General features: G+C 70.7%; 23 protein-coding genes. 12 read left to right on the top strand and 11 right to left on the bottom strand.

Going from position 1 to position 26249, the window contains the following annotated elements; genetic code table 11:
* Positions 1 to 202: 202 nt before the first annotated feature.
* A complete protein-coding gene (locus ACXJ1Y_RS16750) occupies positions 203 to 613 on the top strand; it encodes a dihydrofolate reductase family protein (RefSeq protein WP_463847303.1) in 411 nt (136 codons plus the stop codon).
* Positions 610 to 1728 carry a carboxylate-amine ligase gene (locus ACXJ1Y_RS16745; RefSeq protein WP_463847302.1) on the top strand — a complete coding sequence of 373 codons (1119 nt, stop codon included), beginning with the start codon at positions 610 to 612 and terminating at the stop codon, positions 1726 to 1728. The genes ACXJ1Y_RS16750 and ACXJ1Y_RS16745 overlap by 4 nt, the downstream gene beginning before the upstream one ends.
* Here ACXJ1Y_RS16745 and ACXJ1Y_RS16740 read toward each other — a convergent pair.
* The 3 genes from ACXJ1Y_RS16740 to ACXJ1Y_RS16730 are packed head-to-tail and all read right to left on the bottom strand — an operon-like array spanning position 1725 to position 3542.
* The gene (locus ACXJ1Y_RS16740) at positions 1725 to 2045 is read right to left on the bottom strand and encodes a winged helix-turn-helix domain-containing protein (protein ID WP_463847301.1); all 321 of its coding nucleotides are present in this window, start codon (positions 2043 to 2045) and stop codon (positions 1725 to 1727) included. The two genes, ACXJ1Y_RS16745 and ACXJ1Y_RS16740, sit on opposite strands and share 4 nt — an antisense overlap.
* A 49-nt stretch (positions 2046 to 2094) precedes the next feature.
* On the bottom strand, positions 2095 to 2481 hold the full coding sequence (locus ACXJ1Y_RS16735) for a PilZ domain-containing protein (protein WP_463847300.1): 387 nt from the start codon (positions 2479 to 2481) through the stop codon (positions 2095 to 2097).
* Positions 2478 to 3542, bottom strand: coding sequence for an HD-GYP domain-containing protein (locus ACXJ1Y_RS16730; protein WP_463847299.1), 1065 nt, complete (start codon positions 3540 to 3542; stop codon positions 2478 to 2480). The genes ACXJ1Y_RS16735 and ACXJ1Y_RS16730 overlap by 4 nt, the downstream gene beginning before the upstream one ends.
* A 513-nt stretch (positions 3543 to 4055) precedes the next feature.
* On the opposite strand from ACXJ1Y_RS16730, the gene ACXJ1Y_RS16725 reads away from it, so the two are divergent.
* On the top strand, positions 4056 to 6800 hold the full coding sequence (locus tag ACXJ1Y_RS16725; protein ID WP_463847298.1) for a hybrid sensor histidine kinase/response regulator: 2745 nt from the start codon (positions 4056 to 4058) through the stop codon (positions 6798 to 6800).
* 7 nt (positions 6801 to 6807) lie between these two features.
* Here ACXJ1Y_RS16725 and ACXJ1Y_RS16720 read toward each other — a convergent pair whose 3' ends face one another.
* The 4 genes from ACXJ1Y_RS16720 to ACXJ1Y_RS16705 form a co-directional block, all read right to left on the bottom strand.
* On the bottom strand, positions 6808 to 7101 hold the full coding sequence (locus ACXJ1Y_RS16720; RefSeq protein WP_342162193.1) for a PsiF family protein: 294 nt from the start codon (positions 7099 to 7101) through the stop codon (positions 6808 to 6810).
* A gap of 113 nt (positions 7102 to 7214) precedes the next feature.
* A complete protein-coding gene (gene der / locus ACXJ1Y_RS16715) occupies positions 7215 to 8564 on the bottom strand; it encodes a ribosome biogenesis GTPase Der (RefSeq protein WP_463847297.1) in 1350 nt (449 codons plus the stop codon).
* 25 nt (positions 8565 to 8589) lie between these two features.
* Positions 8590 to 9300, bottom strand: coding sequence for a tetratricopeptide repeat protein (locus ACXJ1Y_RS16710; RefSeq protein ID WP_463847296.1), 711 nt, complete (start codon positions 9298 to 9300; stop codon positions 8590 to 8592).
* A 183-nt stretch (positions 9301 to 9483) separates the two neighbouring features.
* On the bottom strand, positions 9484 to 10089 hold the full coding sequence (locus tag ACXJ1Y_RS16705) for an NnrU family protein (protein WP_463847295.1): 606 nt from the start codon (positions 10087 to 10089) through the stop codon (positions 9484 to 9486).
* Between the two features lie 138 nt (positions 10090 to 10227).
* On the opposite strand from ACXJ1Y_RS16705, the gene ACXJ1Y_RS16700 reads away from it, so the two are divergent.
* Both ACXJ1Y_RS16700 and ACXJ1Y_RS16695 read left to right on the top strand, forming a co-directional pair.
* Positions 10228 to 10860, top strand: coding sequence for an MSMEG_1061 family FMN-dependent PPOX-type flavoprotein (locus ACXJ1Y_RS16700; RefSeq protein ID WP_463847294.1), 633 nt, complete (start codon positions 10228 to 10230; stop codon positions 10858 to 10860).
* Between the two features lie 25 nt (positions 10861 to 10885).
* A complete protein-coding gene (locus tag ACXJ1Y_RS16695) occupies positions 10886 to 11116 on the top strand; it encodes a hypothetical protein (protein WP_342162189.1) in 231 nt (76 codons plus the stop codon).
* Positions 11117 to 11123: 7 nt separating this feature from the next.
* Here the strand turns inward: ACXJ1Y_RS16695 and ACXJ1Y_RS16690 are convergent, their stop codons facing one another.
* On the bottom strand, positions 11124 to 12311 hold the full coding sequence (locus ACXJ1Y_RS16690; RefSeq protein WP_463847293.1) for an alpha/beta hydrolase family protein: 1188 nt from the start codon (positions 12309 to 12311) through the stop codon (positions 11124 to 11126).
* A gap of 253 nt (positions 12312 to 12564) precedes the next feature.
* Here ACXJ1Y_RS16690 and ssb point away from each other — a divergent pair, with 253 nt between their 5' ends.
* Positions 12565 to 13128, top strand: a complete 564-nt coding sequence (gene ssb / locus ACXJ1Y_RS16685; RefSeq protein WP_463847292.1) for a single-stranded DNA-binding protein — start codon at positions 12565 to 12567, stop codon at positions 13126 to 13128.
* Positions 13129 to 13179: 51 nt separating this feature from the next.
* On the opposite strand, the gene moaA is transcribed toward ssb, so the two are convergent.
* The gene (gene moaA / locus ACXJ1Y_RS16680; protein ID WP_463847291.1) at positions 13180 to 14226 is read right to left on the bottom strand and encodes a GTP 3',8-cyclase MoaA; all 1047 of its coding nucleotides are present in this window, start codon (positions 14224 to 14226) and stop codon (positions 13180 to 13182) included.
* Between the two features lie 82 nt (positions 14227 to 14308).
* Between moaA and ACXJ1Y_RS16675 the strand changes: the two genes are divergently transcribed.
* The gene (locus tag ACXJ1Y_RS16675; RefSeq protein WP_463847290.1) at positions 14309 to 14746 is read left to right on the top strand and encodes a gamma-butyrobetaine hydroxylase family protein; all 438 of its coding nucleotides are present in this window, start codon (positions 14309 to 14311) and stop codon (positions 14744 to 14746) included.
* Complete coding sequence (locus ACXJ1Y_RS16670; RefSeq protein WP_463847289.1) at positions 14746 to 15057, top strand: cupin domain-containing protein; 312 nt, start codon at positions 14746 to 14748, stop codon at positions 15055 to 15057. Before ACXJ1Y_RS16675 ends, ACXJ1Y_RS16670 begins: the two co-directional genes overlap by 1 nt.
* A gap of 5 nt (positions 15058 to 15062) precedes the next feature.
* Here the strand turns inward: ACXJ1Y_RS16670 and addB are convergent, their stop codons facing one another.
* A complete protein-coding gene (addB, locus tag ACXJ1Y_RS16665; protein ID WP_463847288.1) occupies positions 15063 to 18212 on the bottom strand; it encodes a double-strand break repair protein AddB in 3150 nt (1049 codons plus the stop codon).
* 146 nt (positions 18213 to 18358) lie between these two features.
* Here addB and hemF point away from each other — a divergent pair, with 146 nt between their 5' ends.
* Together hemF and ACXJ1Y_RS16655 are read left to right on the top strand one after the other, a co-directional pair.
* Positions 18359 to 19291 carry an oxygen-dependent coproporphyrinogen oxidase gene (gene hemF / locus ACXJ1Y_RS16660; protein WP_463847287.1) on the top strand — a complete coding sequence of 311 codons (933 nt, stop codon included), beginning with the start codon at positions 18359 to 18361 and terminating at the stop codon, positions 19289 to 19291.
* 13 nt (positions 19292 to 19304) lie between these two features.
* The gene (locus ACXJ1Y_RS16655; protein WP_342162182.1) at positions 19305 to 20414 is read left to right on the top strand and encodes an ATP-dependent DNA helicase; all 1110 of its coding nucleotides are present in this window, start codon (positions 19305 to 19307) and stop codon (positions 20412 to 20414) included.
* 4 nt (positions 20415 to 20418) lie between these two features.
* Here the strand turns inward: ACXJ1Y_RS16655 and ACXJ1Y_RS16650 are convergent, their stop codons facing one another.
* Positions 20419 to 21399 (bottom strand): CobW family GTP-binding protein, encoded by a 981-nt coding sequence (locus ACXJ1Y_RS16650; protein ID WP_463847286.1) that lies wholly within the window; start codon positions 21397 to 21399, stop codon positions 20419 to 20421.
* Positions 21400 to 21712: 313 nt separating this feature from the next.
* Here ACXJ1Y_RS16650 and ACXJ1Y_RS16645 point away from each other — a divergent pair, with 313 nt between their 5' ends.
* Positions 21713 to 23044, top strand: a complete 1332-nt coding sequence (locus tag ACXJ1Y_RS16645; RefSeq protein WP_463847285.1) for an efflux RND transporter periplasmic adaptor subunit — start codon at positions 21713 to 21715, stop codon at positions 23042 to 23044.
* A 10-nt stretch (positions 23045 to 23054) separates the two neighbouring features.
* A complete protein-coding gene (locus ACXJ1Y_RS16640) occupies positions 23055 to 26204 on the top strand; it encodes an efflux RND transporter permease subunit (protein WP_463847284.1) in 3150 nt (1049 codons plus the stop codon).
* Positions 26205 to 26249 lie beyond the last annotated feature (45 nt).

Here is a 26249-nt window from a genome sequence, read left to right as displayed (position 1 = left end):
ACTGAAACTACATTCGGCCTAAGGCGACACCATTTACATTCTCAAATGTTAACGCTGCGTTCTTCACTATAGGCGCCGGAAAACTTGTACTTATATTTCCGCTCGCCATGACGCGAAGGAGGAACGGCGTCCCGTTTGGCCCGTTCCGCTTGGCCAGGCGGGCTCGGGCCGGCTATGGAACATCGGGGGCGGGAGGAACCGAATGATCGACGTGCGGGCGATGTGCGCCATCGGGCAGCGGGGCCAGCTCGGCCTGAACGGGCGCCTGCCCTGGGAGGGCAACACCGATCCGCTCTACGTCGAGGACGTGACGCGGTTCTTCGCCGAGACGCAGGGCCACGTGCTCATCGCCGGCCCGAAGACCATCGAGGCGGTGCCCGAGTTCGCCTTCCGCGACCGCACCATCGACGTGATCCGCTCGCACGAGGATCCCGAGGCGGTCCTCGCGCGCTATCCCGGACGGCGGATCTTCGTCGGCGGCGGCATCGCGGTGTGGAACGTCTATGCGCGCTACATCCAGAACTGGGACATCACCCGTCTGCCCTATGACGGCGAGGCCGACCGCTGGTTCGATCCCGCCTGGCTCGTCGGCGGCGCCCTGAGGCAGACATGAGCGACCATCCCTACGGCTTCGGCATCGAGGAGGAATACTTCCTCGCCGATGCCGCCACCCGCGACACGCCGCAGGGCGACCTCGCGGCCTTCCACGCCGAGGCGGCGGCGGGCCTGCCCGAGACCGGGCGGGAACTGGTCGCGGCGCAGATCGAGTTGTGCACCCCGCCGCTGACGGCGATGGACGAGGCGCGGGCGAATCTCGGCGGCCAGCGCGCCCGGCTGAAGGCAATCGCGGCCGATCACGGGCTCGCGCTCCTCTCCTGCGGCACCCAGCCCCTCGCCCGGCGCCGGAGCCAGACCGCCTCGGACGGCGAGCGCTATCGGGACATCCTGTCGGATCTCGGCATGGCCGCCCGCCGGGCGCTGATCTGCGGCATGCACGTCCATGTCGAGGTGCCCGATCCCGACGCGCGGATCGACCTGATGAACCGGCTCCTGCCGTTCCAGCCGCTGCTGCTCGCGCTCTCGGCCTCCTCGCCCTTCTGGCAGGGGGAGGCGACGGGGATGCGCGCCTACCGACTCTGCGTGTTCGGAGAGATGCCCCGCACCGGCTTCCCCGAGATCTTCGAGGACGCCGCTGCCCATGACCGCCTCGTGGCGATCCTGACCCGCGCGGGCGCCATCGCGGATGCGAGCTATCTGTGGTGGTCGCTGCGGCCCTCGATCAAGTTCCCGACGCTGGAACTGCGCATCGCGGATGCCTGCACGCGGCTCGACGATTCCTTCTGCCTCGCCGCCCTGTTCCGCTGCCTCGTGCGGCTCTGCGTGCGCCGGCCCGACCTCAATGCCGGGCTCGACGGCGTGTCGCGGGCGATCGCCGGCGAGAACCTGTGGCGCGCCCAGCGCGACGGCATCCGCGCCGAACTGATCGACGAGGCGCGGGGCGACGCGATTCCCTTCGCCGACGCCCTGGAGGCGGTGCTCGCCCTGATCGCGGAGGACGCCAAGGCGCTCGGCTGCGAGCGGGAGGTGGCCCGCGCCCGCGCCCTCGTCGCGGAGGGCACCAGCGCCGACGCGCAGATCGCGGCCTACGAGGCGGCCCGCGCCGCCGGCCGGGACGAGCGTGCCGCCCTGATGGCGGCGGTGGACTGGATCGCCGGAGCGGTGGTCTAGAGCCCACCGAGGAAGGGCGCGGCGGCGGTCTCGGCCGCCCGCTCGATGGCGCGGTAGCGGGCCACGATGTCGGCGCCGAGGTCCGAGAGCCGGGCGCCGCCCCCGGCGCGACCGCCGGTCTGCGCCTCCACCACGGGGCGGCCGAAGCCGGTGTTCATGGCCTCCACGAGGAGCCAGGCCCGGCGGTAGGACATGCCGAGCGCCCGCCCGGCCGCCGCGATCGAACCGTGCTCGGCGATCCTCTCCAGGAGCGCCACCTTCCCCGGCCCGATCCGGAAATCCGGCCGGATGTCGATCCGAATGCTGAGCCGCGCCATGGTCCCGTCCGCCGTCGCGATCCGGCCCTAGCACGCCGGGGCGGTGCGGTCAGAACGCCGAGATCCGGCTGCCGCGCAGGCCCCGGATGGCGCCCCCGCTCGTGTCGGGCACGGCGGCCTCCGGCTCGGGCTGCTTGACCGCCTTCGCCTCCAGCTTGCCGACCCGCTCGATCTGCACGCCCACATGCGAGCCGCGCCGCCACGCCACCTTCACCGCGCAGACGAAGTCACGCCCGATCACCCGGAACATGAAGCGTTCGGGAAGCTCCATGCCCTCCGGCACCGCGAGCCGCGCCCCGGAGGCCGAGATGTCCTTCACCGAGGTCGCGATCTCCTGCCCGTCGAACAGGCGGATCTTGGCGATCCAGTTGGTCTCCTTGCGCTCCTCGCGGCGCACGTCGCGGAACATGAGGTCCAAGTCGCTGGCGTTTGTCATGCCGTCGCCCCCATGGCCGCCGCGTCGAATGCGTCCGCCACCGGCCGGAAGGCGCGCACGAGATCCGCGTCCAGCCGGCCCGCCATCGACTCGATGATCGCGAGGGCCGCCGCTTCGGACATGGCGGACTTGTAGGGGCGCCGCTCGATCAGGGCGGCGTAGATGTCGCTGATGGTCACGAGGCGCACGCGGTCGGGGATCTCCCGGTCGCGCAGGCCGTCCGGGTAGCCGGAGCCGTCGAGCATCTCGTGGTGGGAGCGGACGACGGCGAGCGTCGCCGCGTCGAAGCCGGAATTCGCAAGCATCGCATGGCCGATGGCCGCGTGCGTGCGCATCACCTGCAGTTCGTCCGGGTCGAGGCGCCCCGGCTTGTTGAGGATGGCGGCGGGAATCCGCGTCTTGCCGACATCGTGCAGCAGCGCCGCCTTGGCGAGATGGTGCCGGTCGGCGGCGTTCAGCCCCAGGGCGTAGGCGAAGGCGGCCGAGAGCCCCGCCACCAGCAGGATGTGCTGGTGGGTCACGTCGTCGAAGCGCTGCACCGCCCGGACCCAGTCCGCGATGCCGGTCTCGTGGATCGCCTGCGCGACGAGTTCGGTGCCGGTGTCGGCGAGGTCGGGCGTCATCGCCTCGCCGGAGAAGAACACCGCGTCGAGGTAGCGCCCGGCCTCGCTCGCATGGCGGCGCGCGAGCGCCGAGGCGGGCTTGGGGGGAAACGGCCCGGCGCGGTCGCGCACCCGGATCGGCAGAAGGCGCAGGGCCTTGGCCGCGGAAAGGGTCTCGGCCCCGAGCAGCCGCGCCTGGACCTCGGCGCGTGCGGCGTGGCCGTGGACGAGGAGGATATGCGGCACGCCCTGGGCGTGCACCGCGTCGAGGCAGCGGCGCAGGCGCACCAGCGCGTCGGAGGTCAGGTCCTTCACGTCGCTGACGATGAGGGACGGGCGCCCGGAGGGCGGCTCCGCGTCGTAGAGATCGTGCAGGTGGCAGGAGCCTGGATCGTCGAGGTCCCGGGCGAGGCGCTCGGAATGACGAAGGTCGTCGCTGATCAGCAGTAGTTCAGACATGGCGGCCGGCGCTCAGACGCCCGACGAATGGCATGATTCCGATCCCCCCGCCGGAAGTCGACTGACAATGCCACCCTAAGTCCTAACCAATCTCTACTTTCGCGGGAATGAAGCCAATCCGCGCAACGTATGGGCGATGGTTCTACAACTTAAAGTTATAAAGACAATGGCTCGAAAACGTCCACGCGGGGGGGCGATGGCGCCCCCCGGAGGGAACGGCCCCACCGACCATGAACGGGGGGATGCCAAAGCCGGCGGGACCGGCCGGACAAGTCCGGCACCGTGACGGTGATTCATTCGCACGGGTGCGACAATTACATGGATCAAAAGGAACGCCGAATTGCGCGGCCTCGTCAAAAAATGGCCCCACGTACAACCAAAAGGCGAGTTCTCCCGCCGACCGGCGTCCCCGGTGCCATCGGTGTCGCGGGCCGGGGCGCCCCGCACCGGCCAAGCCTGATTCGGTAAGGCTTGTGAGGTAGGACTCGAGCGTGTTTGCGGCTGCGTAACCCCATGGACAGGCTCACCTCAGAAAGGCTCCCGCGCCGCTCTCCCGCCCTGGAGGCGGAGGCCGCCCTGCGCGTCGCCGAGGCGCGGCTGCTGCGGACGCAGGAGGCCGTGGGCATCGGCCTGTTCTCGGTGGGCATTGCGGACGGGATCCTCTACCCGACCCCGCATTTCTGCCGGCTCTACGGGATGCCGGAGCGGGAGAGTTACCCGGCCGAGGCCTTCGAGAGCCTGGTCCTGGCCCAGGACAGGCATCTCGTCTCCACCGCCGAGAGCCGCCGCAGCGGCGAGCCGCCGAAGGACGTGGAGTACCGCATCCGCCGCCCCGACACCGGGGAGGTCCGCTGGATCGCCCGCAAGGGCGAGATCGAGCGCGACGCCGACGGCCGCCCCGTGCTGTTCCAGGGGATCGCCCGCGACATCACCGAGAAGCGCGCCGTCCGCGACGCCCTGGCCGAGAGCGAGCAGCGCTACCGCGCCCTGTTCGAGGCGGTGGACGACGGGTTCTGCATCATCGAGTTCATCGACGGGCCGGACGGCCCCCTGAGCGACTACGTCCACGTCGTCGCCAATTCCGGCTACCAGCGGCATACCGGCATCCCCGACATCGTCGGCAAGCGCCTGCGCGAGATCGCGCCGGACGAGGCCGAGGGCTGGCTCGACCTCTATGGCGGGGTGCTGCGCGACGGGGTGCCGATCCGGTTCGAGCGGGCCTTCGTCACGGTCGGGCGGCACATCGAGGTCTCGGCGGCGCGGGTGGAGCCGGCCTGCCGACGGCAGGTCTCGGTGCTGTTCCGCGACATCACCGAGCGCAAGCGCGCCGAGGCGCGCCTGCGCGAGAGCGACGAGCAGTTCCGCATCCTGGCCGAGGCGATCCCGAACCATGTCTGGTCGGGCCGCCCGGACGGGACGCTCACATGGTTCAACGCGCAGACCTACGATTACACCGGCCTCGCGCCCGGCCAGCTCGAGGGGCTGGACGGGTGGCGTCAGGCCGTCCACCCGGAGGACCTTCCGGAGGCGGCGGCGGACTGGTCCCACGCCCTCGCCACGGGCACCGTCTATCAGCACGAAATGCGCCTGCGCCGGGCGGACGGGGATTTCCGCTGGTTCCTCGTCCGCGCCGAGCCGATCCGAGACGCGGCCGGGGCGATCGCGTGCTGGGTCGGCACCAATGCCGACATCGACGAGGGCAAGCGCCGGGCGGTGGCCCTGGAGCGGCTGGTGGCCGAGCGCACCGCCGACCGCAACGCCCTGTGGCAGCTCTCCCGCGACCTGATGCTCCGCTGCACCTTCGAGGGCATCGTCACCGCCGTGAACCCGGCCTGGACGGAGATCCTGGGCTGGCGCGAGGACGAACTCGTCGGCCGCAACCTGTTCGACCTCGTCCATCCCGAGGACACGGCGCGCATCCGGGAGGGCGCCCGCGACCTGTCGCGCGGGCTGTCGCATGCCCGGTTCGACAACCGCTACCGGGCCCGCGACGGCGGCTACCGCTGGATCGCGTGGTCGACGCGGCCGAGCGAGGGCCTGATCAACGCCGTCGGCCGCGACATCACCGCCGAGCGCGAGCGCGCCGAGGCCCTGGCCCGCACCGAGGAGGCCCTGCGGCAGGCGCAGAAGATGGAGGCGGTGGGCCAGCTCACCGGCGGCCTCGCCCACGACTTCAACAACATGCTCGCCGGCATCGTCGGCTCCCTGGAGATGATGCAGACCCGCCTGCTCCAGGGCCGCACGGGCGAACTCGACCGCTACATCGGCACGGCGCAGGGGGCGGCCAAGCGCGCGGCGGCCCTGACGCACCGGCTGCTCGCCTTCTCCCGCCGCCAGACGCTGGACCCGAAGCCCACCGACGTGAACCGCCTCGTGGCGGGGATGGAGGATCTGGTCCGCCGCACGGTCGGGCCCTCCGTCGCGGTGGAGGTGGTGGCGGCCGGCGGGCTCTGGCCGACGCTGGTCGATCCGAGCCAGCTGGAGAACGCCCTCCTCAACCTCTGCATCAACGCCCGCGACGCCATGCCGGAGGGCGGGCGCATCGTGATCGAGACCTGCAACCGCTGGCTCGATCCCCGCGCCGCCGCCGAGCGCGACGTTGAGCCCGGCCAGTACGTGTCGCTCTGCGTCTCGGACGACGGCACCGGCATGGCGCCTTCCGTCGTCGCCAAGGCCTTCGACCCGTTCTTCACCACGAAGCCCCTGGGCGAGGGCACGGGGCTCGGCCTGTCGATGATCTACGGCTTCGTCCGCCAGTCGGGCGGGCAGGCGCGGATCTATTCCGAGGTCGGGCAGGGCACGAGGGTCTGCCTCTACCTGCCCCGCCATCTCGGAGAGGCCGAGGAGCCGGACGAGATCCCCAAGCAGGTGGAGGCGGCGCAGGCGAAGGCCGGCGAGACGGTGCTGGTGGTCGATGACGAGCCGACCGTGCGGATGCTGGTCGCCGAGGTGCTGGGCGACCTCGGCTACGCCGCCATCGAGGCGGCGGATGGCCCGTCCGGCCTGACGGTGCTGCAATCGGAGGCGCGGATCGACCTCCTCGTCACCGATGTCGGCCTGCCCGGCGGGATGAACGGGCGGCAGATGGCCGATGCCGGACGGCTGAGCCGCCCGGACCTGAAGGTGCTGTTCATCACCGGCTATGCCGAGAACGCGGCCCTCAACCACGGCCACCTCGCCCCCGGCACGCAGGTGCTGACCAAGCCCTTCTCCCTCGACACCCTGGCGGTGCGCATCCGCAGCCTGATCGAGGGCTGAAGCCGGCTCAGTGCGCCGCCGCCACGGCGCCGCCGAGGCACTGGTGCATGAACGCCTTGCGGTCCGGCCCCTTCGGCAGGGCCTTGGCGATGGCCTGTTCCCGGCAGGCGTCGCGCTGGGGCTTCATGCAATCCCGCATCGCCGCCTTGCGCTCCGGCCCCGTCAGGCTCCGGCTGTCGACCTGCGCGCGGCATTGCGCCCGCGCCGAGGCGGGCGGCGGCGCGGCCTCCTGCGCGAGGCTCGCACCGGACAGGCCGGCGAGGGTCGCGGCGGCGAGGCACGAACGGAGGAGGGGTCTCATGGGCTGCTCCCGGATGGCGGCCCTTCTGGGCCGGGAGCGCCATGACGCGCCGGACATGCATCCGCCGGATGGCGGATTCGTCTCCGCCCTGTAACGAACGGTGACGGCCCGGCTCAGCTCTTGTCGAACGGGTTCTGCGAGGTGCGCAGGCTCAGGCGGATCGGCGTGCCCGGCAGGTCGAAGGCCTCGCGCAGGGCGTTCACGAGGTAGCGGGTGTAGGATTTCGGCAGCGCGTCGAGCTGGTTGCCGAACAGCGCGAAATGCGGCGGGCGGCTCTTCACCTGCGTGGCGTAGCGGATCTTGATCCGCCGGCCCGACACCGCCGGGGGCGGGTTGCGCGAGGTCGCCTCGTTCAGCCAGTCGTTGATCTTGGAGGTGGACACGCGCCGGTCCCAGACCTCGGCGGCATTCACCACCGCCTGCATCAGCTTGTCGACGCCTTCGCCGGCGAGCCCCGAGAGCGGCACCACCGACACGCCCCGCACCTGCGGCAGCAGGCGGGTGCAATCCTCGCGCAGTTGCTTGAGGAGGCCCGGCTGGTCGGCCACGAGGTCCCACTTGTTGAGGCCGATCACCAGGGAGCGGCCCTCGCTCTCCACGAGGTCGACGATGGTGAGGTCCTGCTTCTCGAAGGGGATCGTCGCGTCGAGGAGCACCACCACCACTTCGGCGAAGCGCACGGCGCGTAACCCGTCCGAGACGGCGAGCTTCTCCAGCTTGTCGTCGATGCGGGCGCGGCGGCGCATGCCGGCGGTGTCGTGCAGCTTGATCCGCCGGCCCCGCCACTCCCAGTCGAGGGAGATCGAATCGCGGGTGATCCCGGCCTCGGGGCCGACCAGCAGCCGCTCCTCGCCGACCATGTTGTTGATCAGCGTCGACTTGCCGGCATTGGGCCGCCCGACGATGGCGACGCGCAGCGACCGTCCGCCGGGGCCGTCCTCGTCCTCCTCCTCGTCCTCGTCGGACTTCGGTAGGGCCTCGATCAGGGCGTTGTGCAACTCGCCCAATCCCTCGCCGTGCTCGGCGGAGAAGGGGATCGGGTCGCCGAGCCCGAGGGAGAACGCCTCGTAGGCGCCCGACATCCCGGCCCCGCCCTCGGCCTTGTTGGCGATGAGGATGACCGGGCAGCCCGCCCGGCGGGTGAGTTCGGCGAAGGAATGGTCGGCCGGCAGCACCCCGGCGCGGGCGTCGATGACGAACAGCACCACGTCGGCGGCGAGGATCGCCGCCTCGGTCTGCATCCGCATCCGGCCGGTGAGGGTGTCGTCGTCCGATTCCTCGAGGCCGGCGGTGTCGATGACCCGGAAGATCAGGCCGCCGAAGGCGACGTCGCCCTCGCGCCGGTCGCGGGTCACGCCGGGGCGGTCGTCCACGAGGGCGAGCTTCTTGCCCACGAGGCGGTTGAAGAGCGTCGACTTGCCGACATTCGGCCGGCCGACGATCGCGACGGTCGGCATATCCATCGGGTCAGTCTCTCGTGTGTCGGGGTCAGCGGGTGATGGGCGGCGGCGGCGCGGCGGGTTCGGGCTTGGCCTCCGTCTGGGTGACGGGGCCGCCCGCGACGATGGCCGCGTAGACCTCGATGCGCTCGCGCAGGGAGCGCGGCGTGTCGGGATCGGCGACGATCTGGTCGAACCACCGGCTCGCCTCCTCGTACTCGCCCTTCTTCAGGGCGGCGAGGCCCAGCATCTCCCGTGCCGTGTGGCGATAGGGGCTGCCGGCGGCGAGGCTCTGCAGGTTGGCGAGCGCCGGATCGGGGTTCGGGCCGTCCATGCGGATCAGCGCGGCGCGCAGCCGGGCGAGGTCGCGCAGGCCGTCGCCGAGGGAGGCGTCGCCCGCGAGCGAATCGTATGCGGTGGCGGCCTTGGCCGGGTCGGCCTTGGCGGTCTCGGAGGCGGCGCGGAAGCGGGAGAGGAGGCGGTAGCCCGCCGTGCCGTCCTGTTCCAGGGCAATGAAGGCCTTGTCGGCCTCCTCGGCCTTGCCGTCGCGGGCGAGGCGGTTGGCCGCGTCGAAGCGCACGGAGGCCGCCTCGGCCGCCGCCTGCTGCTGCGTCTGCCAGTAGCGCCACCCGGCGACGCCCACGACCAGCAGCACCGCGAGCGCGATGATCACGCCGCTGTAGCGGCGCCAGATCGTGAGGATCCGCTCGCGGCGGTACTCCTCATCGACCTCGCGGATGAATTCGTTGTTCTCGGCCATCGTATCCCGGCCGGCGGCGGGCGCCGGACCACCTCGCGATCCTCGAAGGCCGTGCGCCTAACACAGGGGCGCGGACTTGGCGACCGCGGACTTGGCGACCTTTGGCGACCTTCGGCGACCCATGCCCCGTCCGTAGGGACGGCCGCGTCCGCCGTTGCCGAACCGCCACTCCGTTCTGAGCCCTCACATGCTCCCCGGCCAGACCGGCACGCCGATCACCGGGTAGTGGAGGTAGCGGGCGAAGACGAACCACGCGGCGGTGCCGATCAGCACCACCAGCACGTCGTTGCGCCAGCCGGCCGGCACGGCGACGGCGGCGCGGCCCCCGGCCGGCACGCCCGCCGCCCGCTCGCGCCGCTTGATGCTGATGCGGGCCGAGACCGCCCAGGCCAGGAAGCCGCCGAACAGCAGGATCGAGCCGAGGTCGCCGTTGGCGAGGAGGTGGGCGGTGGCCCAGATCTTCACGGCGAGCAGCATCGGGTGCTTCGCCTTCGCGCGGATATGGCTCGGGATGTAGGTCGCCGCGAGGCTGATGAAGGCCAGCAGCACCAGCGTGAGCGCGAGGTGGCGCGTCCAGACCGGCGGATCCCAGACGGGGATCATGCCCTGCAGCCGGTAATCGTGGAAGCCGACGCCGATCAGGACCAGGCCCAGCAGCGAGAGCGCCATGTAGCCGAGCTTGTAGCGGTTCTCGCCGATCTGGCCGACGACGCTCGCCCGGCGGGCGCGCAGCATGGAGAAGGCGTGGGTGCCGAGGAACAGCACGAGGCCGAGGATGAGGAGGAGCATGGGGCCTCGTGGACAAACGAACGGTACCGGTTCTCAAGCGAAGTTCGGGGCGCTTGTCCAGGCGCCGCCCGGACGCAGCCCGCTCCGGCTTGACCTTCGGCACGGGACATGCGGGCGTCCATGCCCGGAGGAGATCCCATGGCGAATGACAGCCCCGACGATTCGGTGATCCGCGACGAGGCGGCCCTGCGCGCCGGAATCGGGCCGGTGCGGGCGCTCGCCGCCGAGAAGGTCCTGGACCATCTCGACGCCTACGCCCTGCGCTTCATCGCCCTGTCGCCCTTCCTCGTGCTCGCCAGCGCCGACGGGACGGGCGACGTCGATGCCAGCCCCCGGGGCGACGCCCCCGGCTTCGTGGCCGCCCCCGATGCCCGCACGCTGGTGATCCCCGACCGGCGGGGCAACAACCGGGTCGATTCCTTCGTGAACATCCTCACCAACCCGAATGTCGGGTTGATCTTCTTCGTGCCGGGCATCTCCGAGACCCTGCGGGTGAACGGCGCGGCCGAGATCACCCGCGATCCGGCGCTGCTGGAATCCGCCGTCGCGCAGGGCAAGATCCCCGAGACCGGGCTCGTCGTCCGGGTCAGGGAGTCCCTGTTCCATTGCGGCAAGGCGCTGATCCGCTCCCGCCTGTGGGATCCGGGCCAGCACGTCCCGCGCGACGCTTTCCCGAGCCTCGGCCGCATCCTCGCCGACCAGACGCGGGCGCTGCCCGTCGAGGAGGCGGAAGCCTCCATCGCCGAAGCCTACGTGAACCGGCTATACTGAGCCCGCCACCGGAGCGAGGAATGCCATGGCCGACCCGAGACCGCCCGCCAACCGCGCCCGCGGCACCAGCGCGACGGGGGCTCACACCCTCGGCGCCGGGGCGGCGGGGGCCTATGCGATGGGAGCGCTCGCCCTCGGGGTGGTGGTGTTCGGCGCCTTCGCCATCGGCCGCCTGTCCATCGGACGGGCGCGGATCGGCTCGCTGGAGATCGACGAGTTGACCGTGCGCTCCCTGCGCATCCTCCGCGAGGAGTGAGCGGCGCTCACCGCCCGTCGAACCAGTCCTTCCAGAGGGGAACGGCCTTGGCGAAGTTGCCCCGGTGGCTGGTGGGGCCGGTGGAGACCGCCTCCACCCGGTCGTTGCCGAGGGACTTCTGGTAGAGCATCGGCAATTGCCCGAGTTCGGTGCGGATCGCCTCGTCCGCCTCGCCGTAGAAGGTGCGAACGGGCGTCTTCACCACCCAGCGGTAGCACTGCGTCTGCGCCGCGAGGCGGCCATAGGCCGAGTCCGCGAAGAAGCGCGGGTCGTAATAGGCCGGCTTCACCACCTTGCGCAGGTCGGTCGGCACCGCGCTCGTGTCGACGGGCAGGCGCTCGTAGGCGCGCTTGGCGAGGTCGTAGACCTCGTCGGTGAGGAGCGAGCGGGCCAGCCCCGGCACGCCGTAATAGTTCTCGAAGGAGAAGGCCGACAGGATGAACAGGGTCGGCACCCAGGTCGCGTCGTTCTTGCGCGGATAGTCGAGGAAGCCGCTCAGGGCCACGAAGACGTCGGCCGGGGTGCTCGCGGTGGCGGTGGCCTTCACCGGCACCCCCGCCGCTTCGAGCTTCTCCAGCATCGCCAGGGTGACGAAGCCGCCCTGCGACCAGCCGCCGAGATACAGGTCGCCGGTGGCGACCTTGAGGTCGGCCAGCACCGCGCGGGCGGCCATCAGCATGTCGTAGGTCGCCTGCTGGTGGCTCGCCTTGACCATGTAGCCCTCGGGCTCCTCCGAGAGGCCGAGCCCAAAATAGTCGGCGCCGATCAGCACGTAGCCCTGCCCGGCGAACTGGGCGAGCATCAACTGCGTCTCCGGCGATTCCTCCGGGAAGGAGGGCACCTGCCGTTTCCCGTAGACCGTGCCGTGCTGGTACGACACGATCGGCAGGCGCGCCCCGCCGGCCTCGGGCACCGCGACGAGGCCCGTCGCCACCGTCGGCCTGTTCCCGCGCTCGGGGATCACCGACGGGTAGGTCACGCGATAGAGTGTCACCGCGTTCCTGGCCGGCGTGTAGGTGACGGGGATGCCGGCGAAGGCGGGGGTGTCGGTCGTGAGGATGTGGTTCAGCCGGTCCACGTCCCAGCGGCCGATCGGCTCGTAGCGGACGCCGGAGGCGATGCGCACGGGCTCGGCGGCGAAGGCCGCGCCCCACGAGAGGGCCAGCAGAGCCAGAACGCGTATGACGACGACCATGATCCCCACCAGATGGCACGATGCGCGGCCGCGCAGCAGCACCTTATACCCCGGAGGATGCTGAGGAAATGTGAAGGTCTAGGAGTGTTTTCGCAACCAGGGATTGTCGAGCGGTTAGAACAAAGATAGAACTTGTGGGTGGCCTCACGTGTCTGTGGGCTCCCGTCCGGCCGGCATTGCCGACGGGCGGAGACGGGCGCATGTGTAGGCGGCAAGTGCAGCCCCGTGAGATGCGGAACGCAAGGAGAGATCGATGGCGGGCAGCGTCAACAAGGTGATCCTGGTGGGCAATCTCGGGCGCGATCCCGAGATCCGTCGCCTCGGTTCGGGCGATCCGGTCTGCAACCTGCGGATCGCAACCTCGGAATCGTGGAAGGACAAGGCCTCCGGCGAGCGCAAGGAGAAGACCGAGTGGCACTCGGTGGTGATCTATAACGATAACCTGTCGCGGGTAGCCGAGCAGTACCTGCGCAAGGGCTCGAAGGTCTATATCGAGGGCCAGCTTCAGACCCGGAAGTGGACCGACCAGTCGGGTGTCGAGAAGTACACGACCGAGGTGGTGCTGCAGCGCTTCCGCGGGGAGCTGACGATTCTCGACGGGCGCGGCGGTGGCGGCGGCGAGTTCGCGTCCGAGGAGGAAGGCGGCGGCCAGATCAGCCGTGGCGGCGATTTCGGTGGCGGCGGTGGCGGTGGCCGGGGTGGCGATTTCGGCGGTGGCCGCGCCCAGGGCGGCGAGCGTCGCCCGGCTCCGTCCTCCTCCGGCGGCGCCGGCGGCGGCCGGGGCGGCTACGACCTCGACGACGACATCCCGTTCTAGGGGCGACCCCTCTTTCCCTCTCCCCGTCATGCGGGGAGAGGGGATGCTCCGCTACCCCCCCGTCACGCTCATGTGCCGGGGCACGGCGGCCGGGCGCTGGCGCTCGATGACGAAGTCGTGGCCCTTGGGCTTGCGCGAGATCGCCTCCTCCACCGCCCGGGCCAGCACGGCATCGTCCTGCGTGGCGCGGAGCACGGCGCGCAGATCCGCCGAATCCTCCTGCCCGAGGCAGAGATAGAGCTGGCCGGTGCAGGTCAGGCGTACCCGGTTGCAGCTCTCGCAGAAATTGTGAGTCAGGGGCGTGATGAAGCCGAGCCGTCCGCCGGTCTCCTCCACGCGCACGTAGCGGGCCGGGCCCCCCGTGCGGTCGGGCAGCGGCGTGAGGGTGTAGCGGCTTTCCAGGCGCTGGCGCGCCACCGAGAGCGGCAGGAACTGGTCGGTGCGGTCGGCCTCGATCTCGCCGAGTGGCATCACCTCGATCAGCGTCATGTCCATCCCGAGGCCGTGGGCCCAGGCGATCATGTCGGGGATCTCGTCGCCGTTGACGTCGCGCAGCGCGACGGCGTTGATCTTCACCTGCATCCCGGCCTTGCGCGCGGCCTCGATGCCGCCGAGCACCACCGGCAGGTCGCCCCGGCGGGTGATGTCCTTGAACTTGGCCGCATCCAGGGTGTCGAGGGAGACGTTGACGCGCTTCACCCCGAGGGCCGCCAGTTCGGGCGCGAAGCGCGCGAGTTGGGTGCCGTTGGTGGTCAGGGTCAGCTCCTGGAGCGCGCCTGTGTCGAGATGGCGCGAGAGCCGCCGGAACAGGTGCATGATGTCGCGGCGCACCAGGGGCTCGCCCCCGGTGATGCGCAGCTTGCGGACGCCGCGCGCGATGAACACGCCGCAGAGCCGGTCGAGTTCTTCCAGGCTCAGGAGGTCGCGCTTGGGCAGGAACTGCATGTTCTCGGACATGCAATAGGCGCAGCGCAGGTCGCAGCGATCCGTCACCGAGATGCGCAGGTATGTGATCGCCCGCTGGAACGGGTCGATCAGCGGCGCGGGCCTCGCGCCGGCCGGCAGGACCGTCGAAGGGAGGGAGATGTCATCGGCCATTGCAAGGGATATGATGGCCGGAACGCTCCCGGGCAAGCGTGCCCAGTGAGCGCAACCCCCGATTGCCGCAACGGTGTGACCCGTGACCCCTGTCCAGACCCAGGACCAAGGCCAGGATTTCTGGCCGACCGAGCTTCGCCTGTCCCCGGACAAGCGGATCCTCAACGTCGCCTTCGAGGACGGCACGCGCTTCGCCCTGCCGGCCGAATACCTGCGGGTGTCGAGTCCGTCCGCCGAGGTGCAGGGCCATTCCCCCGCCGAGCGGAAGGTGCTCGGCGGCAAGCGCAACGTCGCGATCCTCGGCGTGGAGCCGGTCGGCAACTACGCGGTGAAGCTCACCTTCGACGACATGCATGACACCGGCCTCTACGGCTGGGGCTATCTGCACGAACTCGGCCGCAACTACGTGCGGCGGTGGGAGACCTATCTCGGCGAACTCGCCGAGCGGGGGCTCGACCGCGACACGGTGGCACCCGCCAAGTCCGGCGGCTGCGGCTCGGGCTCCTGCGGCTGCCATTGATGCCGGGCTTCGCCTGCACGATCCCTGCCGTGCCGACCGTGCAGCAGGACGACGCCTCCGTGCGCGTCACGCGCTGGGATTTCCCGCCCGGCGCCGTCACCGGCTGGCACGAGCACGGCTGGCCCTATGTCGTGGTGATGCTCGCCGACGGCATCCTGCGGGTCCATGACGGGCAGGCGGTGAGCGAGACCGCCCTGAAGGCCGGGGACACCTACACCCGCCCGGCCGGCATCCGGCACGATGTGATGAACGGCGCGGATCATCCGATCGCCTTCATCGAGATCGAGCTGAAGCGGCCCGGCGCCCTTTAGAGGCCCTACTCCTCCTCGCCGCCCTCGCCGCCCAGCGACCATTCCTTGACCCGCGCGAGGTGGTCGTAGGCCCCCGTGCCCTTGGCGTATTGCGGGTAGGGGCGGGCGGTGAAGGCCGCCTCCCCGGTGAGGAAGCGGGCGATCAGGCCGCGCAGGCGCTGCGTGTGCTCGGCGACGATCGCCTCGACGCTGCGCTCGTCGCCGCGCGGCGGCTTCACGGGGATCGGCACGAAGGCCTTCCGCCCGCCCGAGGCGTGGACGTAGAGCAGGTCCGGCGTCTGCGCGGTGCGCGGCAGGTCCTTGAACGCGCCGTGCATCAGCATCGCCGCCTCCAGCGTCAGCTGCGGCGAGAAGCCGGTGAAGATCTCCTTCGCGCTCGGCACGGTGCCGGTCTTGAAGTCCACGATGCAGGCGGTGCCGTCCGGCCGGAGCTCGATCCGGTCGGCGCGGGCCCGCAGGGTGAAGGTCTCGCGGCCCAGCGGAATGGTCCAGCGGCCGAACATCTCGGCATGGACGCGGGTGAGGCCCGGCCGCCGCTCGGTCTCCCAGGGCAGGTAGGACAGGGCCATGCGGGCGTAGCGCGGCCACCATTCCGCGTAGAGGCTCGGATAGGCGTCATTGATCCGGGAGAACGCATCCGCCGCGATCTGGTAGAGCCGTTCATCCGCTTGGCGGGGCAGCGCCTGCGGATACGCGGTGGCGAACTCCGAAAAGATGCGGTGGACCAGGGTGCCGCGCTCGCCCGCGCCGGGAAGCGCGGCCAGCGGTTCCAGCGGATCGAGGCCGAGGACGTGCCGCGCGAAGATCGCGTAGGGGTCGCGCACCAGGGTCTCGATCTCGGTGACGCTGAGGCTGCGCGGGAACAGGGCCGGGTCGGGCTTGGGCGCGGGGCGCTTCAGGCGCGGCTGGGCCGGCGCGGCATCGAGGGCGGCGGCGAGCCCCGACAGGCGCCGCCCGGCGTTCAGCGCCGTGCCCCAGGCCTCCTCGCCCGCGAAGGCGCGCATCCGCTGGATCAGCCGCGAGGGGACGGTGGGCGAACCGTCGCGCTTGAGGGCGCGGGTGATCACCACGTCGTGGCAGCCCAGGGCCTCGGTGAAATCGTGGGCCATCTGGCCGATCCGCCGCTCCGGCGGGTCGAGGCCGATCCGCTCGCGCATCGGGCGGTTGAGGAAGGCGTCGGTCACGGTGCGCACCGGCCAGACGCCCTCGTCCAGGCCGCCGACCACGATGCGGTCGGCCTGGAGCAGGCGGGCCTCGATCAGCCCGAGGATACGCAGGCGCGGATGCGGCGAGGGCCCGGCGCAGCCGACCTTCCGCTCCCGCGTCAGGGTGGTGAAGAAGCTTGGATAGTCGGCGAAGTCGCCCTCCATCCCGCCGGGCTCGGCCATGTCGAGGTCGTCGAACAGGGTGTCGAGGCAGGCGAGCGAGGCCTCGGCCTCCGCCTCCTCTGCGCCCTCCGGGCCGGCGAGCAGGGCCTCGCAGGCGGTGCGGTGCCCGGCGGCCACGGCGACGAGGTCGCACGCCCCCGCGCCCTCCGGGCCGGGAAACTCGGCGAAGGCGAGGTCCAGTTGGTCGAGGATCGAGGCGGCCAGCTCCCAATCGATCTCCGTCAGGCGCCGCTCGGCCCGGGGCGGGCGGCGGTCCGGGTCCTCCCCCGTCCGCCGCGCGGCGAGCGCCCGGCGCAGGCCCGCCAGGGTCGGGGCGGGGGCGGGGCCGCGCAGCAGGCCGATCTCCAGGGCGGCGGCACCGCGCACCAGATCCTCGCGGCCGAGGCCGAGGCGCACCATCGGGTGCGACAGCAGGGCGATGAGCCGGGCGGGGAGGCTGTCGGCCTGCTGGCGGGCGAGGTCGGCGGCGAATTCCGCCGCGAGGCGGGCGAGGCGCCCGGCCGGGGCGGCGGCCAGGGCCAGCCCGGCGGAATCCTCCGCGACGATCCCCCAGCGCAGCAGCTCGACGGCGACCCGGCCCGCGAGCCCCCGGTCGGGGGTGACGAGGAAGGCCGTCGCGCCGGGCGTCTCCAGGGTCTCGCGCAGCGCCAGCGCGGCGACCAGCGCCTCCTCGCGCTCGTCGGCGGCCTCCACCAGGGCGAGCCCGTCGAGGCCGAGCCGCGCGGTGGCCTGGCGCTCGGCGGGGTCGAGGGTCGACCACGCATCGGTGGTGTCGGCGGGCCGGAGCGCCTGGGACAGCATCCGGGCGCGGGCCGTCCCGGCGGCGTCGGGGGTGCCGAGCGCGACGATCTCCGTCCGGTTCATGGCGAGGCCGCCCGGCCCGAGCAGCCGGTGCAGGATCGCCTGCGGATGGCCGTGGGCGATGGTGCGGCTGAAGCCCTCGCCGGTCTCGATCCCGTCCCAGCCGGCCTCGTCGAGGTCGAGATCGAGCCCCGGCAGCACCACCGCGCCGCGCGGCAGCCTCGCCACGGCGGTGATGAGCTTGGCGGTGGCGGGCACCGAGCCGAGGGAGCCCGCGACGATCACCGGATCGTCCGGCGCCTTGGCGAGGCGTTCGCCCTCCGCGAGGATCAGGGAGCGGGCGCGGGCGACGGGGTCGGCGAGTTCGCGCGCGTCGAGGAGCTTCGGCCAGTTCTCGGCGGCGATCTTCACGAAGTCGAGGGTCAGGCCGAAATAGCGGGAATACTCCGCCTCCACCGCCCCGGCGATCTCCGACCAGGGCAGGCCCTCGACGGTGAGCGCGTCCATCAGCCCTTCGAGGTCGCCCGCCAGCCCCACCGCGTCGGCGGGGGAGGAGGGCACGAGGAACGGCACCTCGTCCTGCAGGGGCAGGAGCGAGCGGTCGACCGTCTGCGCCCAGGCGCGGACGAGGCGGGCGAGGATCAGCCGCCGTTCCAGTGGCGCGATGGGCGGCCGGGCCGGGGCGGCGCCGAGGAGCGGGTCGGCGGCGAGGTCGAGTTCGGCCTCGTCCGCCTCGCCCAGCGGCACGGTGCGCGGCAGCAGGGCCGCGTCGCCCAGGCGCGCGGCCAGGATCGCCGACAGGGCGCGGGCCGCCCGGCGGGTCGGCAGGTAGACGGAGACGGAGGCCAGGGCCAGCGGGTCCCGCGCCACCGGCCCGACGAGGCGCCCGTCGAGAAGGGCGTCGGCCATGGCCGGCAGGAACGGCACGCCACGGGACACGGTGAAGACGGCCTGACGGGCGGTCATGGAGCGGGCGGGGTTTCGGGAGGCGGGGACCGGGCCCCGCGGGGAGGCCCTTATACACGCCCCGGCGGGACGCCGCCCCCGATTGACGCCCCCCGATTGACGCCCGCCGATTGACGCTCGCTTGGCGGGGTGGGAAAGCCATGGGCATGAGCATGCCCGCCGATCCCCGCGCCGCCCTAGGCCTGCCGGTCAAGGAGGCCGACGTCGCCGCCATGAAGGCGGAGGCCGCGTCGTGGTTCGCCACCCTGCGGGACCGGATCGTGGCCGCCTTCGAGGCGATCGAGGACGAGGCGGAGGGGCCCCTCCACCCGGACGCCCCGCGCGAGCCCGGCCGCTTCGTCCTGACCCCCTGGGAGCGCACCGACCACAGCGGCGTGCCGGGCGGCGGCGGGGTGATGGCGATGCTCAGGGGCCGGGCCTTCGAGAAGGCCGGCGTCCACATCTCGACCGTGCATGGCGAATTCGCCCCCGAGTTCCGGGCTCAGATGCCCGGCGCGGCGGAGGATCCGCGCTTCTTCGCGACCGGCATCTCGCTGATCGCCCATCCCTGGAACCCGCACGCGCCCACCGTGCACATGAACACGCGGTTCGTGGCCACGACCAAGGCGTGGTTCGGCGGCGGCGCCGACCTGACCCCCGTGCTGGAGCGGCGGCGCAACCAGGAAGACCCGGACAGCCGCCACTTCCATGCCTGCCTGCAGAAGGCCTGCGAGGCCCACGGGGTGGATCACGCGGCCTACAAGGCGTGGTGCGACGAGTATTTCCACCTGAAGCACCGGAACGAGCCCCGGGGCATCGGCGGCATCTTCTACGATTACCGCTGGAGCGAGGAGCCGCAGGCGGACCTCGCCTTCACCAAATCGGTGGGCCTCGCCTTCCTCGACGCCTATCCGCCGATCATGCGCGAGAACATGCGCAGGGCCTGGACGGAGGAGGACCGCACCGAGCAGCAGGTGCGGCGCGGGCGCTACGTGGAGTTCAACCTGCTCTACGACCGGGGCACGATCTTCGGGCTGAAGACCGGCGGCAACGTCGCCTCCATCCTGTCCTCCATGCCGCCGACCGTGCGCTGGCCGTGAGGTCGCGCCCGCGATGACCGATGCCTACGCGCCGCAGCAGGATGCGGCCCTGAAGGCGATCGATGCGTGGCGCCGCGACGGCGGCGCGCAGGTGTTCCGCCTGTTCGGCTATGCCGGCACCGGCAAGACGACGCTCGCCCGCCGCATCGCGGAGGATGTCGACGGGTCGGTGGTGTTCGGCGCCTTCACGGGCAAGGCCGCCTCGGTGATGCGCCAGAAGGGCTGCCACGACGCGGCGACGATCCACTCGCTGATCTACCGCACCAAGGAGGCGGAGGAGGGCGGCGGCCCGACCTTCACCCTCAACCGCTCCGGCCCGGTGGCCAAGGCGGACCTCATCGTCATCGACGAATGCTCGATGGTCGATTCCGACCTCGGCAACGACCTCCTGTCCTTCGACAAGCCGGTGCTGGTCCTGGGCGATCCGGCCCAGTTGCCGCCGGTGCGCGGCGGCGGCTTCTTCACCGAGGCCGAGCCCGACGTGATGCTCACCGATGTCCACCGGCAGGCCAAGGACGATCCGATCGTGCGCATGGCCATGACCGTGCGCGAGGGCGGCCGCCTGGAGCGCGGGGAGTTCGGGGCGAGCCGCGTCGTCTCCCGCCGGGACCTCGACCCGGCGCAGGTCATGGAGTGCGATCAGGTGCTGGTCGGGCTCAACAAGACGCGCCGGCTCTACAACAACCGCCTGCGGGAGATCGCCGGCCACACCGATCCGATGCCGGCGGTGGGGGAGAAGCTGGTCTGCCTGCGCAACGACCGGGTGAAGGGCCTGCTCAACGGCTCGACCTGGACGGTGCATGCGCTCCGCGCGCCGCCCCGGCCGGACATGGTCCGCCTCGACATCGTGCCGGAGGACGACCCGGCGCTGCGCCGCCGCCCCACCGACATCAAGGTGCTGCGGGCGATGATCGCCGGCACCGACGAGGAGATCCCCCTCTATCAGCGCCGGGAGACCGACGAGTTCACCTACGGCTACGCGCTCACCGTGCACAAGGCGCAAGGGTCACAGTGGGACAAGGTGACGTTGTTCGACGAATCCTACGCCTTCCGCGAGCACCGGGCCCGGTGGCTCTACACCGGGCTGACGCGGGCGGCGCAGGCGATCACCGTGGTGGTGTAGGGCCTCAGGCCCGGCACTCCTCGAAGCCCTCGCGGATCGTCGCCTCGTCGAGGTTGCGGCCGATGAAGACCACGCGGCTGACGCGCTTCTCGTCCTTCCCCCAATCGCCCTGCACGTCCCCGTCGAGGATCATGTGCACGCCCTGGAAGACGAAGCGCTTCGGCTCGTTCGGGAAGGCGACGATGCCCTTGCAGCGCAGGATGTCCGGGCCCTGGACCTGCGTGAGGTTCGAGATCCACGGCATGAACCTCTCCGGGTCCACCTCGCCCTCGATCTTCGCGGAGATCGAGTGGATCTCCGAATCGTGGTGATGGTGGTGGCTCTCCTCCAGGAAGTCGGGCTCCACGTCGAGGATGCGGTCGAGGTCGAAGGCGTTGCGCTCCAGAACCGCGTCGAGGGGCACCGCGCAGTTCGTCGTGCGGTGCAATTGCGCCAGGGGGTTGATGGCGCGGATCTCGCCCTCCACCCGGTCGAGGTCGGCGGGCGAGACGAGATCGGCCTTGTTGAGCAGGATCACGTCCGCGAAGGCGATCTGGTTCTTCGCCTCGGGGGCGTCCTTCAGGCGGTCGGTGAGCCACTTGGCGTCGGCCACCGTCACCACCGCATCGAGGCGGGCGGCGTCGCCGACATCCTGGTCCACGAAGAAGGTCTGGGCCACGGGGGCCGGGTCGGCGAGGCCCGTGGTCTCCACGATGATCGCGTCGAACTTGCCCCGGCGCTTCACCAGCCCGTCCATGATGCGAATCAGGTCGCCGCGCACGGTGCAGCAGATGCAGCCGTTGTTCATCTCGAACACTTCCTCGTCCGCGCCGACGACGAGGTCGTTGTCGATGCCGATCTCGCCGAATTCGTTGACGATGACCGCGTAGCGGCGCCCGTGATTCTCGGTGAGGATGCGGTTGAGCAGGGTCGTCTTGCCCGCGCCGAGATAGCCGGTGAGCACCGTGACCGGGATCTTGCCGTCCGTCTGGGGGGAATGTGCCATAGCGGCCTGCCGTGTTCGCGAAGGGTCGTCGGGGTTGTCGCTGTAACATTGTCACGCGACCCCGCCAACGGAAGGGCCCCCGTCCCCAGCCCGTCACAGGTCCGTCATGCGGGTCGATCACAGACGGAGGCAGCCCCTCACGAAACCGTCGTTTGCCGCGCGGCGGCCGAGGTTCTAACCCCCGTGCCGAGACGGTGGCGCGAGTGCTTTCGCGTCATTGCCTTGGAAAAGCGCCAACCTCCGGTTCAACGCTTGCTCCCAAGGCAGGCGCGAATCGCGGCTGATTTCTCACCGCCCGGCTGAAACGACGCCCATGGACGCCCGCAACCCCCTCCACCCGGATCAGGCAGGCCTCTCCCCGACGCGGCCCGCTCGGCGGCGGCGGGGCTCCGTCTTCCTCGTCCTGCTCGTCGTCCTGGGCGGCCTCGGCGCCTTCGCGGCCCTGCGCCCGCACGAGGCGCACGAACTCGGCGAGCGGGCGATGGCGGCGGCCAAGGGGCTGTTCGCCTCGGACGACCAGGATGCCGGGATCGAGGCGACCAAGGCCGCCCCGGTGGAGCGGGTGTTCCGCCCGAGCATGGAGCAGCGCGCCTCCTTCGAGATCCTGCCCGTGGCGAACCAGGTCTTCCGGCCGGAGGGCGCGGCGGAGGGCCGCATCGCCCTCAACGACGACGACAACGTGCCCGTGGTCTCCCCCTATTCCGGCCGCGTCACTAAGGTGATGGTCCGGGCGGGCGACGACGTGAAGGCCGGGGACGTGCTGTTCGTGGTCGAGGCCACGGACATGGTCCAGGCGCAGAACGATTATCAGGCCGCGCTCAACACCCTGCAGAAGCAGCAGGCGCTGCTGAAGCTCGACCAGACCATCGCCACCCGGCAGCAGGAGCTGTTCCAGGCCAAGGCGGTGGCCCTGAAGGATTACCAATCCGCGCAGAACGACGTGATCGCGGCGCAGAGCGACCTGAGGACCGCCGAGGCCGCCCTCGACGCGGTGAAGAACCGCCTGCGGCTGCTCGGCAAGACCGATGCGGAGATCACGGCCTACGAGAAGAACGGCACGATGAGCCCGGAGACGAAGATCCGCGCGCCCATCCCCGGCACCATCGTCCAGCGCAAGGTCGGCACCGGCCAGTACATCAATGCCTCCGGCGATCCGCAATTCGTGATCGGCGACCTCTCCACCGTCTGGCTCATCGCCAACGTGCGCGAGAGCGAGATCCCGAAGATCCGCATCGGCCAGGAGGTCGAGGCGAAGGTGGCGGGGTTCGGCAACCGCGTGTTCAAGGCGCGGGTGAACTACATGGCCGCGAGCCTCGACCCGGCGACGCGCCGCCTCGCCGTGCGCAGCGAGGTCGACAATCCCGACCGGCTGCTCCGGCCGGAGATGTTCGCCACCTACACGATCGTCACCGGCAAGGGCGAGCCGAGCCCGAGCGTGCCCCTCTCCGCCGTCGTCTACGAGGGCGGGCGCACCCATGTCTGGGTGGCGCGGCCGGACGGCGCGGTGGAGGCCCGCGACCTGCAGCTCGGGCTCATCAACGGCGACAACGCCCAGGTGGTCTCCGGCCTGCAGGCCGGCGAGCAGATCGTGACCCGCGGCGCCCTGTTCATCGACAGGGCGGCCACGGGCGACAAGGCGTCGTGAGACCGGCGCGATGAACGCTCTGATCGTCTTCGCGCTGAGGCAGCGCGTCCTCGTCTGCCTGCTCTTCGTGCTGATGCTCGGCATCGGCTACGCCGCCTACACCAAGCTCAACATCGAGGCCTATCCGGACCCGGTGCCGCCGCTCGTCGACGTCATCACCCAGAATCCCGGCCAGTCGGCGGACGAGATCGAGCGCTACATCACCATTCCCCTGGAAGTCGCGCTGGCGGGCATCCCCAACGCGACCACGGTGCGCACCATCTCGCTGTTCGGCCTTTCCGACGTGAAGGTGCAGTTCAACTACAATTACACTTACGAGGAAGCGCTCCAGCGGGTGCTCAACCGCCTGTCGCAGGCGCCGCAACTGCCGAACGGCGCCCAGCCGGCGATCTCGCCGACGAGCCCGGTCGGCGAGATCATGCGCTACAAGCTCGTCGGCCCGGCGGGCTACTCGCCGATGGACATGAAGACCCTGCAGGATTGGGTGCTGCAGCGCCGCTTCAAGGCGATTCCCGGCGTGGTGGACGTCACCGCCTTCGGCGGCAAGGCCAAGGAATTCGAGGTCGCCGTCGACCTGAACCGGCTCCAGGCGCAGGGCCTGACCCTGGTCCAGCTCACGAACGCCCTGAACAACGCCTCGATCAATGTCGGCGGCCAGACCCTCAACGTCGGCCAGCAATCGGCGGTGGTGCGCGGCGTCGGCCTGATCCGCGACATGGACGACATCAAGGACACGCTGATCAGCCTCGTCAACAGCGTGCCGGTGCTGGTGCGGGACGTGGCCGACGTGCGCGTCTCGAACGCCCCACGCCTCGGCATCGTCGGCCACGACAACCAAGCGGACGTGGTCGAGGGCATCGTGCTGATGACCCGCGGCGGCGAGAGCCTGCCGACCCTGGAGCGGGTCGAGGCCGAGATCGATCGGATCAATTCCTCCACCGTCCTGCCGCCGGACGTGAAGATCGAGCGGATCTACGACCGCTCGGGCCTGATCCACACCACGACGCACACGGTGATGCACAACCTCGTCTTCGGCGTGGTGCTGGTCTTCGTGGTGCAGTGGCTGTTCCTCGGCTCGCTGACGAGCGCGATCATCGTGGCGGCGACGATCCCCTTCGCGCTGGGCTTCGCCATCCTGATCCTCGTGATCCGGGGCGATTCCGCGAACCTCCTCTCGCTCGGCGCCATCGATTTCGGCCTGATCGTCGATGCGACGGTGATCATGGTCGAGAACGTGTTCCGCCATCTCGCCGAGCCCGAGCATTCCGAGGGGCAGCCGGCGCCGGGGGGCCTGAAGGGGCGGCTCGGCACCATCGCCATCGCCGGCTCGGAGGTGAACCGGGCGATCTTCTTCTCGGCCACGATCATCATCGTCGGCTTCCTGCCGCTCTTCACCATGTCGGGCGTCGAGGGCCACATCTTCGGGCCGATGGCCAAGACCTACGCCTACGCCCTGGTCGGCGGCCTGATCGCCACCTTCACCGTCTCGCCCGCCCTCTCGGCGATGATGCTGCCGAAGCGGGTGGAGGAGCGCGACACGCTGATCGTGCGGGTGCTGCGCGTCGGGCACGAGACCGCCCTGCGCTTCGGCCTGCGCAACCGGGTGATCACCGTCGCCGTGACGCTTGCGGTCCTCCTCGGCTCGGGGCTGGCCGCCCGGCATCTCGGCCTGGAGTTCCTGCCGAAGCTGGAGGAGGGCAACCTCTACGTGCGCGGCACCATGCCCTCCTCGATCTCCCTGGAGGCCGGCAACGCCTACGTGCAGCGCCTGCGCAAAATCTTCCAGGACGTGCCGGAGGTGGTGACGGTCATCTCGCACCAGGGGCGGCCGAACGACGGCACGGACGCCACCGGCTTCTTCAACGTCGAGATCCTGGCGCCCCTGAAGCCCGCCGACCAGTGGCGCAAGGGCCTCGACAAGGACACCCTGATCCGCAACCTCGGCGCCCAGCTGGCCGAGGAGTTCCCCGGCATCGAGTTCAACTTCTCCCAGTATATCGAGGACAACGTCCAGGAGGCGGCCTCCGGCGTGAAGGGCGAGAACTCGGTCAAGATCTACGGCACCGACCTCGCGCAGCTGACGAAGACCGCCAACCAGGTGAAGGCGGTGCTCTCCACGATTCCGGGCATCACCGACCTCTCGGTCTTCGAATCCCTCGGGCAGCCGACGGTGCGGATCGACGTCGACCGGCACAAGGCCGCCCGCTACGGCCTCTCGATCAGCGACGTGAACACCACGATCCAGGCGGCGGTCGGCGGCCAGACGGTGGGCGACCTCTACGAATACGGCTCGGACCGGCACTTCCCCATGCGGGTGCGGCTCGCCAAGGAGTTCCGCTCGTCGCTGGCCACGATCCGCAACATCTCGGTCGGCGCGCAGAACCCCAATGGCGGGGTGATCCAGGTGCCCCTCTCCGAGATCGCCGACGTCGATCTCGTCTCCGGCGCCTCGTTCATCTACCGCGAGGATCAGGAGCGCTACATCCCGGTGAAGTTCTCCGTGCGCGGGCGCGACCTCGGCTCGACGGTGCTCGAAGCGCAGCGCCGGGTTGAGCAGGAGGTCGACATGCCCTCCGGCTACCACGCGGAATGGGTCGGCCAGTTCACGAACCTCACCGAGGCGGCGACGCGGCTCAGCCTCGTCGTGCCGATCACCCTGCTGCTGATCGCGCTGCTCCTGTTCGTGAACTTCTCCTCCGTCACCGACATGCTGCTCACCCTCTCGGTGATCCCGATGGCGATGATCGGCGGCATCTTCGCCCTGTTCGTGACGGGCACGCCGTTCTCGATCTCGGCGGCGATCGGCTTCATCGCCCTGTTCGGCATCTCGACCATGGAGGGCGTGATCCTGCTCGCCTATTACAACCAGCTCCTCGACGAGGGCTGGGAGCGGTCGGAGGCGATCTGGAACGCCGCCGTGGTGCGCATGCGCCCGGTGATGATGACCTGCGTCGCGGCCTGCGTCGGCCTGCTGCCGGCGGCGATCTCCACCGGCATCGGCTCGCAGGTGCAGAAGCCGCTCGCCCTCGTGGTGGTCGGCGGCATCCTCCTGGCGCCGAACCTGATCCTGGTGATCGTGCCGATCCTGATCTCCCTGTTCTCCCGGCGGAAGACCAACCCCGACGCGCGGGCGCTGCGCGAACACCGGATGGCGGCGTGATGGCGGGCCTTGCGCGCGACGCCGTGGCCGGCGGGCCACAGGCGC

Source organism: Methylobacterium sp. TK26, assembly GCF_055361565.1.
This window is presented reverse-complemented; position numbering and strand designations above follow the sequence as displayed.

What these genes read in the sequence shown, in the direction of transcription:
- ACXJ1Y_RS16725 (WP_463847298.1), top strand. Translation starts at nt 4,056, where the DNA reads ATGGACAGGCTCACCTCAGAAAGGCTCCCGCGCCGCTCTCCCGCCCTG.
- ACXJ1Y_RS16670 (WP_463847289.1), top strand. Translation starts at nt 14,746, where the DNA reads ATGCCGGGCTTCGCCTGCACGATCCCTGCCGTGCCGACCGTGCAGCAG.
- ACXJ1Y_RS16720 (WP_342162193.1), bottom strand. Translation starts at nt 7,101, where the DNA reads ATGAGACCCCTCCTCCGTTCGTGCCTCGCCGCCGCGACCCTCGCCGGC.
- ACXJ1Y_RS16645 (WP_463847285.1), top strand. Translation starts at nt 21,713, where the DNA reads ATGGACGCCCGCAACCCCCTCCACCCGGATCAGGCAGGCCTCTCCCCG.
- ACXJ1Y_RS16700 (WP_463847294.1), top strand. Translation starts at nt 10,228, where the DNA reads ATGGCGAATGACAGCCCCGACGATTCGGTGATCCGCGACGAGGCGGCC.
- ACXJ1Y_RS16730 (WP_463847299.1), bottom strand. Translation starts at nt 3,542, where the DNA reads ATGTCTGAACTACTGCTGATCAGCGACGACCTTCGTCATTCCGAGCGC.
- ACXJ1Y_RS16750 (WP_463847303.1), top strand. Translation starts at nt 203, where the DNA reads ATGATCGACGTGCGGGCGATGTGCGCCATCGGGCAGCGGGGCCAGCTC.
- der (WP_463847297.1), bottom strand. Translation starts at nt 8,564, where the DNA reads ATGGATATGCCGACCGTCGCGATCGTCGGCCGGCCGAATGTCGGCAAG.
- ACXJ1Y_RS16710 (WP_463847296.1), bottom strand. Translation starts at nt 9,300, where the DNA reads ATGGCCGAGAACAACGAATTCATCCGCGAGGTCGATGAGGAGTACCGC.
- ACXJ1Y_RS16705 (WP_463847295.1), bottom strand. Translation starts at nt 10,089, where the DNA reads ATGCTCCTCCTCATCCTCGGCCTCGTGCTGTTCCTCGGCACCCACGCC.
- ACXJ1Y_RS16690 (WP_463847293.1), bottom strand. Translation starts at nt 12,311, where the DNA reads ATGGTCGTCGTCATACGCGTTCTGGCTCTGCTGGCCCTCTCGTGGGGC.
- ssb (WP_463847292.1), top strand. Translation starts at nt 12,565, where the DNA reads ATGGCGGGCAGCGTCAACAAGGTGATCCTGGTGGGCAATCTCGGGCGC.
- ACXJ1Y_RS16695 (WP_342162189.1), top strand. Translation starts at nt 10,886, where the DNA reads ATGGCCGACCCGAGACCGCCCGCCAACCGCGCCCGCGGCACCAGCGCG.
- ACXJ1Y_RS16735 (WP_463847300.1), bottom strand. Translation starts at nt 2,481, where the DNA reads ATGACAAACGCCAGCGACTTGGACCTCATGTTCCGCGACGTGCGCCGC.
- ACXJ1Y_RS16640 (WP_463847284.1), top strand. Translation starts at nt 23,055, where the DNA reads ATGAACGCTCTGATCGTCTTCGCGCTGAGGCAGCGCGTCCTCGTCTGC.
- ACXJ1Y_RS16655 (WP_342162182.1), top strand. Translation starts at nt 19,305, where the DNA reads ATGACCGATGCCTACGCGCCGCAGCAGGATGCGGCCCTGAAGGCGATC.
- hemF (WP_463847287.1), top strand. Translation starts at nt 18,359, where the DNA reads ATGAGCATGCCCGCCGATCCCCGCGCCGCCCTAGGCCTGCCGGTCAAG.
- moaA (WP_463847291.1), bottom strand. Translation starts at nt 14,226, where the DNA reads ATGGCCGATGACATCTCCCTCCCTTCGACGGTCCTGCCGGCCGGCGCG.
- addB (WP_463847288.1), bottom strand. Translation starts at nt 18,212, where the DNA reads ATGACCGCCCGTCAGGCCGTCTTCACCGTGTCCCGTGGCGTGCCGTTC.
- ACXJ1Y_RS16740 (WP_463847301.1), bottom strand. Translation starts at nt 2,045, where the DNA reads ATGGCGCGGCTCAGCATTCGGATCGACATCCGGCCGGATTTCCGGATC.
- ACXJ1Y_RS16650 (WP_463847286.1), bottom strand. Translation starts at nt 21,399, where the DNA reads ATGGCACATTCCCCCCAGACGGACGGCAAGATCCCGGTCACGGTGCTC.
- ACXJ1Y_RS16745 (WP_463847302.1), top strand. Translation starts at nt 610, where the DNA reads ATGAGCGACCATCCCTACGGCTTCGGCATCGAGGAGGAATACTTCCTC.